The 8,607-nt window shown below is 73.7% G+C and carries 10 protein-coding genes; 4 read left to right on the forward strand and 6 right to left on the reverse strand.

Annotated elements, in window-relative coordinates; all coding sequences use genetic code 11:
* The 3 genes from E1283_RS38260 to E1283_RS26065 form a co-directional block, all read right to left on the reverse strand.
* A partial coding sequence (locus E1283_RS38260) for an E3 binding domain-containing protein (RefSeq protein ID WP_243745111.1) occupies positions 1 to 941 on the reverse strand: 941 nt, incomplete at its 3' end.
* Positions 942 to 947: 6 nt separating this feature from the next.
* On the reverse strand, positions 948 to 1,910 hold the full coding sequence (locus tag E1283_RS26060; RefSeq protein ID WP_132820603.1) for an alpha-ketoacid dehydrogenase subunit beta: 963 nt from the start codon (positions 1,908 to 1,910) through the stop codon (positions 948 to 950).
* A 5-nt stretch (positions 1,911 to 1,915) separates the two neighbouring features.
* Positions 1,916 to 2,977 (reverse strand): thiamine pyrophosphate-dependent dehydrogenase E1 component subunit alpha, encoded by a 1,062-nt coding sequence (locus E1283_RS26065; RefSeq protein ID WP_132820597.1) that lies wholly within the window; start codon positions 2,975 to 2,977, stop codon positions 1,916 to 1,918.
* A gap of 161 nt (positions 2,978 to 3,138) precedes the next feature.
* On the opposite strand from E1283_RS26065, the gene E1283_RS26070 reads away from it, so the two are divergent.
* Both E1283_RS26070 and E1283_RS26075 read left to right on the forward strand, forming a co-directional pair.
* Entirely contained in the window at positions 3,139 to 3,636 is a 498-nt protein-coding gene (locus tag E1283_RS26070) for an Lrp/AsnC family transcriptional regulator (RefSeq protein WP_132820598.1), read from the forward strand.
* A 139-nt stretch (positions 3,637 to 3,775) separates the two neighbouring features.
* Positions 3,776 to 4,387, forward strand: coding sequence for a dihydrofolate reductase family protein (locus tag E1283_RS26075; protein ID WP_132820599.1), 612 nt, complete (start codon positions 3,776 to 3,778; stop codon positions 4,385 to 4,387).
* Between the two features lie 57 nt (positions 4,388 to 4,444).
* Here E1283_RS26075 and E1283_RS26080 read toward each other — a convergent pair whose 3' ends face one another.
* The 3 genes from E1283_RS26080 to E1283_RS26090 form a co-directional block, all read right to left on the reverse strand.
* The gene (locus E1283_RS26080; protein ID WP_207930524.1) at positions 4,445 to 5,773 is read right to left on the reverse strand and encodes a nitric oxide synthase oxygenase; all 1,329 of its coding nucleotides are present in this window, start codon (positions 5,771 to 5,773) and stop codon (positions 4,445 to 4,447) included.
* A 90-nt stretch (positions 5,774 to 5,863) separates the two neighbouring features.
* Positions 5,864 to 6,487, reverse strand: a complete 624-nt coding sequence (locus tag E1283_RS26085) for a TetR/AcrR family transcriptional regulator (protein ID WP_243745112.1) — start codon at positions 6,485 to 6,487, stop codon at positions 5,864 to 5,866.
* Between the two features lie 141 nt (positions 6,488 to 6,628).
* Positions 6,629 to 6,847, reverse strand: coding sequence for a hypothetical protein (locus E1283_RS26090; protein ID WP_132820600.1), 219 nt, complete (start codon positions 6,845 to 6,847; stop codon positions 6,629 to 6,631).
* 297 nt (positions 6,848 to 7,144) lie between these two features.
* Here E1283_RS26090 and E1283_RS26095 point away from each other — a divergent pair, with 297 nt between their 5' ends.
* Both E1283_RS26095 and E1283_RS26100 read left to right on the forward strand, forming a co-directional pair.
* Positions 7,145 to 7,807 carry an HAD family hydrolase gene (locus E1283_RS26095; protein ID WP_132820601.1) on the forward strand — a complete coding sequence of 221 codons (663 nt, stop codon included), beginning with the start codon at positions 7,145 to 7,147 and terminating at the stop codon, positions 7,805 to 7,807.
* Between the two features lie 72 nt (positions 7,808 to 7,879).
* Positions 7,880 to 8,587, forward strand: coding sequence for a vWA domain-containing protein (locus E1283_RS26100; RefSeq protein WP_132820602.1), 708 nt, complete (start codon positions 7,880 to 7,882; stop codon positions 8,585 to 8,587).
* The last annotated feature ends 20 nt before the right edge of the window (positions 8,588 to 8,607 follow it).

The raw sequence follows: 8,607 nt of genomic DNA on the forward strand, positions 1-8,607 counted from the left end.
GCCATCACCCACGCCACCCCCCGCATCCCGACAACCCCGCCTACGGCGGGCGCCGGAAGGCCCTGCGGGTCGCCGGCAGAGCCGGCACCACTACCGGCCGGCGGCCCCACCGCCAGGCCGGCGGAGCCGGCCGGCCCGGTGCCCGGGACGGGCGCCGGGCCCGCGCCCGAGGCGGCTTCGCCGCCGGGCGAGCCGCCTACGGCGGAGACGACAGGCCCGCCGGCCCCCAGCCCGCCTGCGGCGGCAGAGCCGGCCAGCCGGGTGCCCGAGGCGGCTTCGCCGCCAGCCGACACGGCGCCGGCGGGCGCCGGAAGGCCCTGCGGGTCGCCGGCAGAGCCAGCACCACTACCGGCCGGCGGCCCCACCGCCAAGCCGGCAGAGCCGGCCAGCCCGGTGCCCGGGACGGGCGCCGGGCCCGTGCCTGCGGCCCCTTCGTGGGGGGACGCGTTCAGGACGTCGGCGCGCATGATGAGGCCGCCGGGGCCGCTGCCGGTCACGGTGTGGAGGTCGACGCCGCGCTCGCGCGCCAGCCGCCGCACCAGCGGCGAGACCACGGCGACCGCCGTCCCCGTGAACGAGGCCGGCACAGGGACCGGGACCGCTGCCGGTGCCGGTGCAGGTGCCGTCGGTTGCGGTGCGCCGCCAGGCGCGGTCCCGTAGCCGACGAGCACCGGTCCGGAGGACGACGCCGGTTCGTCGTGCAGCCGCAACAGCTCGGCGCCGACCGGCAGTTCCTCGCCCGGCGCGCCGTGGCGCGCGGCGACCACGCCCTCGTAGGGGCAGGGGAGTTCGACGACCGACTTGGCGGTCTCGACCTCCACCACCGGCTGGTCGACCGTCACGGTGTCGCCGACGTCGACCAACCAGCGCACGACCTCCGCGCTCGTCAGGCCCTCGCCCAGGTCGGGCAGCAGGAACACGTTTCCGGGAACCTCGGTCACGGAACCTCAGTCCTCCCACTGCAGGCCGGCGACCGCCGCCAGCACCCGGTTCGCGTCGGGCAGGTGGTGGCGTTCCAGCAGCGGCGGCGGGTACGGGATGTCGAAGCCCGTGACGCGTGCCACCGGCGCCGCCAGGTGGTGGAAGCACCGCTCGGTGACCCGGGCCGCGATCTCCGCGCCGGGGCCGGCGAAGCCGGCGGCCTCGTGGACGACGACCGCCCGTCCGGTGCGCCGCACCTCCGCGCACACCGTCTCGTCGTCGAACGGCACCAGCGTGCGGAGGTCGACGACGGCCAGGTCCCAGCCCCGTTCCCGGGCCGCCTCCGACTCGGCGGCCGCCAGGCAGACCGGCACGGCCGGGCCGTAGCAGAGCAGCGTGGCCGACGTGCCGGGGCGCCGCACCACCGCCTGCCCGCCCGGCGGGACGTCCGGTTCGAGTTCGCCCTTGGCCCAGTAGAGCCGCTTCGGTTCGAGGAAGACCACCGGGTCGTCGGAGGCGATGGCCTGCCGCAGCAGGCCGTACGCGTCCGCGACCGTCGCCGGTGTCATGACGTGCAGGCCGGGCGTCGCCATGTAGTACGCCTCGGAGGAGTCGCTGTGGTGCTCGACGCCGCCGATGCCGCCGCCGTACGGGATCCGCACCGTCAGCGGCAGCGGCATCGCGCCGCGCGTCCGGTTCCGCATCCGGGCGACGTGCGAGACCAGTTGCTCGAACGCCGGGTAGGCGAACGCGTCGAACTGCATCTCCACCACGGGACGCAGCCCGTACATGGCCATCCCGGTGGCGGTGCCCAGGATCCCGGCCTCGGCCAGCGGCGTGTCCGTGCAGCGTTCGTCGCCGAACTCGGCGGCCAGGCCGTCCGTCACCCGGAAGACGCCGCCCAGCGTGCCGATGTCCTCGCCGAGCAGGTGCACCGAGGGGTCGTCCGCCAACGCGTCGCGCAGCGCGCGGTTCAGCGCGCGGGCCATCGTGATCACGCCGACGCCACCCCCAACCGTCTGGCCTGTTCCCGCAGTTGGGGGGTGGGCGTGGCGAAGACGTGGGCGAACAGGTCGGCCGGGTCGAGTGCGGGCTCGGTGCCGAGGCCGGCCCGCAGGGTCGCGGCGAGGTCGTCGGCCTCCGCGCGCAGCGCGGCCTCCCGGTCGTCGGTGAGCAGCCCGTGCCGCCGCAGTTCGGCGCCGAGCAGCGCCAGCGGGTCCCGGTCCTGCCAGGCCGCGACCTCGGCGTCCGGCCGGTAGCGGCCGGCGTCGTCGGCGTTGGTGTGGGCTTCGAGTCGGTAGGTCAGTGCCTCGACCAGCGTCGGGCCGCCGCCCGCCCTGGCGCGGGCCAGCGCCTGCCGCAGTACGGAGAGCACGGCCGGCGCGTCGTTGCCGTCGACGAGTCGGCCGGGCATGCCGTAGCCGACGGCCTTGTGCGCCAGGCTGGGCGCCGCCGACTGCTTGGCCAGCGGCACGGAGATGGCGTAGCCGTTGTTCTGCACCAGGAAGACGACGGGGGCCCGCCACACGGCCGCGAAGTTGAGCGCCTCGTGGAAGTCGCCCTCCGAGGTGCCGCCGTCGCCGACCAGGGCGAGCGCGACCACGTCGTCACCGCGCAGCCGGGCCGCGTGTGCCAGGCCGACGGCGTGCGGGAGTTGGGTGGCGAGCGGGGTGCAGAGCGGGGCGATCCGCAGCGCGCGCGGGTCGTAGCCGGTGTGCCAGTCGCCGCGCAGCAGCCCGAGGGCCGCCACCGGGTCGAGGCCGCGGACGACGGCGGCGAGCGTGTCGCGGTAGCTGGGGAACAGCCAGTCCCGCGGTTCGAGGGCCAGCGCGGCCGCGACCTGGCACGCCTCCTGCCCGGTGGAGGAGGGGTAGACGGCGAGCCGGCCCTGTCGGGTCAGCACGGTCGCCTGGGTGTTGTAGCGGCGGCCCCGCACCAGGTGGCGGTAGAGCTCGGGCCAGGTCTCGGGCTCCGGCTCGGCGCCGGTGCCGAGCACCCGATGGGGCTCGGGCTCCGGCAGCAGGTCGTCGGCGCTCCGCGCCTCCGCGTCCCCCACGTCAGGTACCTCCCGTCGTCGCGTCGCCCGGTCGGCGGTTCTCCCTACCGATTGTTCGGTCGACGACGCATCCTGGCTACGGGTCGTACGACCCTGTGGACAGCTGGCCCGGTTTGCCGTCCCATGGGGGCAGGACGTCCAGGGAGGGTCGGAGAATCCGCATGAGGGAAGACCAGTTGCCCACGGCCCCTTCGTTCGTGGTCCAGGGCTCCCCGATCCGGCCGCTGGATCCGATCGACGCGGCGATCCTGCGGCTGCTCCGCGCGGACGGCCGCGCCTCGATCCGGTCGGTCGCCGAGCAGGTGCACATCTCCCGGGCCAACGCCTACGCCCGGATCAACCGGATGCTGGACGACGGCGTGATCCGCGGCTTCGCCGCCCTGGTGGACCACGAGCGGGCGGGGCAGGGGGCCTCCGCCTACATCACGCTGAAGATCGTGCAGGACAGTTGGCGTTCGGTGCGCAGCAAGCTGGCCTGCCTGCCGGGCGCCACGCACATCGCGTTGGTCAGCGGCGACTTCGACGTGCTGCTGCTGGTGCACACCGCGGACAACCGGGCCCTGCGTGAGCTGGTGCTGACCCGGATCCAGGCGATGCCCGAGGTGCTGTCCACCCGCACCCTGCTGGTCTTCGAGGAGACCGACCTGCTTCCCGAGTAGGCCCGTGCTTCCGGTCCTCACCCGGTCCTCCCCCGGTCCTCACCCAGTCCTCACCCGATCGCGCCGGGGCCGATGAGTTCGCCGGTCCGTCCCGGTCCTCCCCGCACCGGAAACGACCCGAGGTGCGAGGAGAGACGCCATGCGGCTGACCCTGACCGAGTTCCTGACCCTGGACGGCGTGGTGCAGGGCCCCGGCGGGCCCGAGGAGGACACGTCGGACGGCTTCACCCACGGGGGCTGGTCCCACCCCTACGCCGACGAGGAGTTCGGCCGGCTGGTCAGCGGCTGGTTCGAGCAGGCGGACGCGTTCCTGCTCGGGCGCCGCACGTACGAGATCTTCGCCGGCTTCTGGCCGAAGCAGACCGACCCGGCCGACCCGATCGCGTCCCGGCTCAACGCGCTGCCCAAGTACGTCGCCTCGACCACCCTCACCGGCGCCGACTGGGCGGGCACCACCGTGTTCGACGCGGACGTGCCGGCGCGGGTGGCGGAGCTGAGGCAGCGCCCCGGCCGGGAGTTGCAGATCCACGGCAGCGGCACCCTGGCCCGCTCGCTGTTCGCGCTCGACCTGATCGACGAGGTGCGGCTGCTGGTCTACCCGGTGGTGCTGGGCACCGGGCACCGGCTCTTCGCGGCCGGGACCCGGCCGACGGCGCTGCGGTTGAAGGAGTCGCGCACCACCGGGGCCGGCGTCGCGGTCCACGTGTACGAGCCGGCGGGGCGCCCGACATACGGCTCGTTCGCCTCGTAGCCGACCGACGGGCGACGGGCGACCCTGCCGGCGGCACCACCGGCTCCGGCCGACGGCTCAGTGTGCGACGGGGCAGCCGGCCGCGCGGGCCCGCGCCTCCTCGTCCAGGTAGAAGTTGGGCCGCTGGTCGGCCTCGTCGTAGTAGCGGTGGAAGACCGGGGTCACGCCGCCCGAGACGGGCGGCACGATCCAGCTCCAGTCGGCCGGCACGCGCCGCCCCTGCCGCTCCTCGCGCTCGATGTGGGTGAGGAAGCGCTGCGACTCGGTGTGGTGGTCGGTGATCTTGACGCCGGCCGCCTCGAACGAGTGCAGCACGGCGACGTTCAGCTCGACCAGGGCCCGGTCCCTCCAGAGCGTGGTCTCCTTGCTGGTGTCGAGGCCGAGCAGCTCGGCCACCACGGGCAGCAGGTTGTAGCGGTCCTCGTCGACGAAGTTGCGGGCGCCGATCTCGGTGCCCATGTACCAGCCGTTGAAGGGGGCCAGCGGGTAGTCGACGCCGCCGATGGAGAGCCGCATGTGCGAGATGGCGGGGACGGCGTGCCAGCGCAGGCCGAGTTCGGCGAAGGCCGGGAGGTCGGGGTGGGTGATCGGCACTTCGAGCACCAGGTCGCGCGGCACGTCGAGGAGCTGCGGCTTGTCGCCGTGCGTCTCGATCACCATCGGCAGCACGTCGAACCAGCCGCCGGGCGCCTGCCAGCCGAGGCGCCGCACGGCGTCGGTGAAGTCGACGTTCCCCGGGTCGCCGACGACGCCGCCGTCCACGGTGCGGTAGCCGGCGTAGCGGATCAGCTGGCTGTTCCAGACCAGCGGCGCCCGGCGGAACGGGGTCGCGGGCGCGAAGACGGAGATGACCGGGCGGATCCGGCCCTCGTTGGTGGCCAGCCGCAGGTGCTCGCAGAGGTCGGCGTGGATCTCCTCGGCGGTGGAGGAGGTGCGGCGGTCGAGGACCCGGAGGCTCTTCCAGTAGAGCCGGCCTATGCAGCGGCTGGAGTTGCGCCAGGCGACCCGGGCGCCGAACTCCAGCTCGGCACGGGTGTGGCGGTAGGTGCCGGTGCGTTCCAGGTGCTCCCGGATCTGCCGCAACCGCATGCCCATCGGGACCGGTTGCTCGGGGTTCTCGGCGTGGAACTGGCGGATGAACTCCTCGGCCTCCGCCCAGTCCGGGGCCTTCCAGGACCGCGCGGCGCTCGCGAGCCCCGGCACGCCGGACGTCGTCGGGGCCGGGTAGCCGGCCGGGAGGGACGGGTGCGGCGCCGGATACCGGTCCTGGAGTCGCGGCTGGAGCTGGGGTTGCGGCTGCGCCTGGGGCTGGCCGTGCGGCTGGGCCTGCACGTGGCCGAGGCCGTGGCTGAGGCTGAGGCCGTGGCTGAGGCGGTCGGTGTTCATGGGTTCTCCGGGGTCGCCTGAGACTGGTGCGCCACCCCCACGCCGGGCAAGGGTAGTTGATGCCACACGACGGTGGGGGCGATCGCCGCGCTATGGCGCGGAACCGCTCACGGCCGGCTGCCGCAGCCCGTCGAATGCGGTGGAAATGACGGCTTCGACCACATCCCCCGAGACCACTGGCTCCCCGGGATGTGGCCGATACCACTCCACTATCGAGTTGATCATCCCAAACAACAGCCGTGTCGCCAGCCGGGGGTCCACCTCGGGCCGCAGGTCGCCCTCCGCCACCGCGGCCCGCACCAGCTCCGCCACCCGCTGGTCGAACTCCCGCCGCCGCACCAGCGCCCACCGCTCGGTGTCCGTGTTGCCCCGCACCCGCAGCAGCAACGTCACGTAGGGCAGCCGCTCCATCAGCACCTCGGCGGTACGCCGCACCACCCGCTCCAGGCGCGCCACCGCCCGCCCCTCCCCGGCCGCCGGCTCGTCGAGCACGGCGAACAGGCCGTCGAGCGCGTGCGCGACGGCCCGCCGCAGCAACTCCTCCTTGGACGGCACGTGGTGGTAGATGGAGGACTTCGAGATGCCGGCCGCCCGCGACAGGTGCTCCATCGACGTGCCGTCGTAGCCGCGCTCGTTGAAGACGCCCACCGCCACCTCGAGCAGACTCTGCGCCGTGTAGACGTCCCGCCGCGCCACCGAACCCACGAGCAACACCCCGTATCTCTCGCGACCTTGCCCCGATCGATCGTTCGGCGTCAGATTCCGAAGCGGTGCCGGGCCCGCCGGACAGTGTTCCACTCGCCGGCGGCCAGGACATCCCGGCCGGGGCCGACGCCCGCGGCGCGGCCGCCCGCCTCACATCCCGGCGGCGCGCCAGAAGCGCGAGCTGGCGTCGAGCACGTCCGCGTTCCGCTGCTCCCACTCGGTCGCGGCGCGCACCGCGTCCTGCGGGCACTCCCAGAGCCGCCCGCCGTCCAACGCGCGCAGCCGCAACCGGGTACCGCGCCGACCCGTGACACGGCCGACCCTGCCGGTCCGCGTGTCGACCACACAAGCGCCCTCCGCCCAGGCCATCGCAGCTCCCTCGGTCCGTCCTGTCCTTCTTCCTCACTGTGGACGGTTTTCGGCGCGCCGAGTTACGAGCTTCCACCGCATTGCGCAACGGAAGACACCTTCGGGGGACGCGGTCGGGGTGAGCGCAACACGCCTGTTCGAATTCGGGGGCGTCGTGCACGGCGGATCGGTCATGGCGCATCGCTGCGCGGCAATATGCCGTACCGCGTGGCCGCCCGTCCCCGTTTCGCCGACATTCCGCCCGATCCGGCGACGACGCCGTTTCGCGCCCCGCCGGGCGGCCCTACGCTGCCGGCCATGATTCGAGCAGTCGTGTTCGACGTCGGCGAGTGTCTGCTGGACGAGAGCCGCGAGTGGGAGGGCTGGGCGGCCTGGGTGGGGGCGCCTCGGCACACGTTCTCCGCCCAGTTCGGGGCCATGGTCGCCCAGGGGCGGGACCCGATGGAGGCGCTCCGGATCTTCCGGCCGGAGTTCGACCTGGCGGTGGAGCGGGAGAAACGGGCCGCGGTGGGCGAACACGAGTGGTTCGGCGAGAACGACCTCTACGCCGACGCCCGCCTGACGCTCAAGCTGTTGCGCGGCTCCGGGCTGACGCTCGGCATCGCCGGGAACCAGACCCGGCAGGCCACGGCCATTCTCCGCCGCCTCTTCGCCGGGTTCGTCGACCTGGTCGGCTCGTCCGAGACGATGGGTGTCGCCAAACCGGATCCGCGGTTCTTCGAGATCGTGATCCACTCGCTGCGCATGGACCCGCGCGAGATCCTCTACGTCGGCGACCGCCTCGACGAGGACGTCCGCCCCGCCGCCGCACTCGGCCTCCGCACCGCCCTGATCCGGCGCGGCCCCTGGGGGCTCATCCAGCGACACCACCCGGAGGCGGAGCTGCTTCCCACCATGCGGATCGACGGCCTGCGCGAGCTGACCGACCGGATCGCCAAGCACAACGAGAACCACCCCTGAGCGGGGAACTCCCACCCGCCACCGCCGGTTCTCCCGGTAACACCGCACCACGGAGAGGACCCGATGCCCGCGATGTCCGAGACATCCGCAATCAGCCTGGAGAAGGTCACCGCCGCCGCGCCCGACCTGGTCGAGCGGTACGAGTCGGCCCGCGTCAGCCTCAACAAGCGTCGGCTGCTCGGCGAGCGCGCCGCGGTCTACCTGGTGCTCGACCGCTCGGGATCGATGCGGCCCTTCTACGAGGACGGCACGGTGCAGCACCTCGCCGAGCAGGCCCTCGGCCTGGCGGCCCACTTCGACGACGACGGCGTCGTGCCGACCGTCTTCTTCTCCACCGACGTGCACACCACGGCGGACGTCACGCTGGGCGCCCACCGGGGCCGGATCGCCGCGATCCACGACACGCTCGGGCACATGGGCAGGACGTACTACGCGAAGGCGATGCGCGCCGTCATCGCCCACTACCGCGCCTCCGGCGCGACGGCCCCCGCGTTCGTCCTCTTCCAGACGGACGGCGCGCCGAAGGACAAGGGCGAGACGGGCCGCCTGCTGGCGGAGTCGGCCGGCCTGCCGATCTTCTGGCAGTTCGTCGGCTTCGGCGACGACGAGTTCGCCTTCCTCCGCCGCCTCGACGACCTCCCGGGGCGTCTCGTCGACAACGCCGGCTTCTTCCCGGCCGGCGGGAAGCCGGCGGCGCTGCCCGACGCGGAGCTGTACGACGCGCTGATGGCGGAGTTCCCCACCTGGCTGACGGCGGCCCGCGGGGCGGGCATCCTCTGACGGAGGTTTCTCCCCACCCG

Source organism: Streptomyces hainanensis, assembly GCF_004348415.1.
GTDB lineage: Bacteria > Actinomycetota > Actinomycetes > Streptomycetales > Streptomycetaceae > Streptomyces > Streptomyces hainanensis.

What these genes read in the sequence shown, in the direction of transcription:
- E1283_RS26060 (WP_132820603.1), bottom strand. Translation starts at nt 1,910, where the DNA reads ATGGCCCGCGCGCTGAACCGCGCGCTGCGCGACGCGTTGGCGGACGAC.
- E1283_RS26070 (WP_132820598.1), top strand. Translation starts at nt 3,139, where the DNA reads ATGAGGGAAGACCAGTTGCCCACGGCCCCTTCGTTCGTGGTCCAGGGC.
- E1283_RS26075 (WP_132820599.1), top strand. Translation starts at nt 3,776, where the DNA reads ATGCGGCTGACCCTGACCGAGTTCCTGACCCTGGACGGCGTGGTGCAG.
- E1283_RS26080 (WP_207930524.1), bottom strand. Translation starts at nt 5,773, where the DNA reads ATGAACACCGACCGCCTCAGCCACGGCCTCAGCCTCAGCCACGGCCTC.
- E1283_RS26090 (WP_132820600.1), bottom strand. Translation starts at nt 6,847, where the DNA reads ATGGCCTGGGCGGAGGGCGCTTGTGTGGTCGACACGCGGACCGGCAGG.
- E1283_RS26095 (WP_132820601.1), top strand. Translation starts at nt 7,145, where the DNA reads ATGATTCGAGCAGTCGTGTTCGACGTCGGCGAGTGTCTGCTGGACGAG.
- E1283_RS26100 (WP_132820602.1), top strand. Translation starts at nt 7,880, where the DNA reads ATGTCCGAGACATCCGCAATCAGCCTGGAGAAGGTCACCGCCGCCGCG.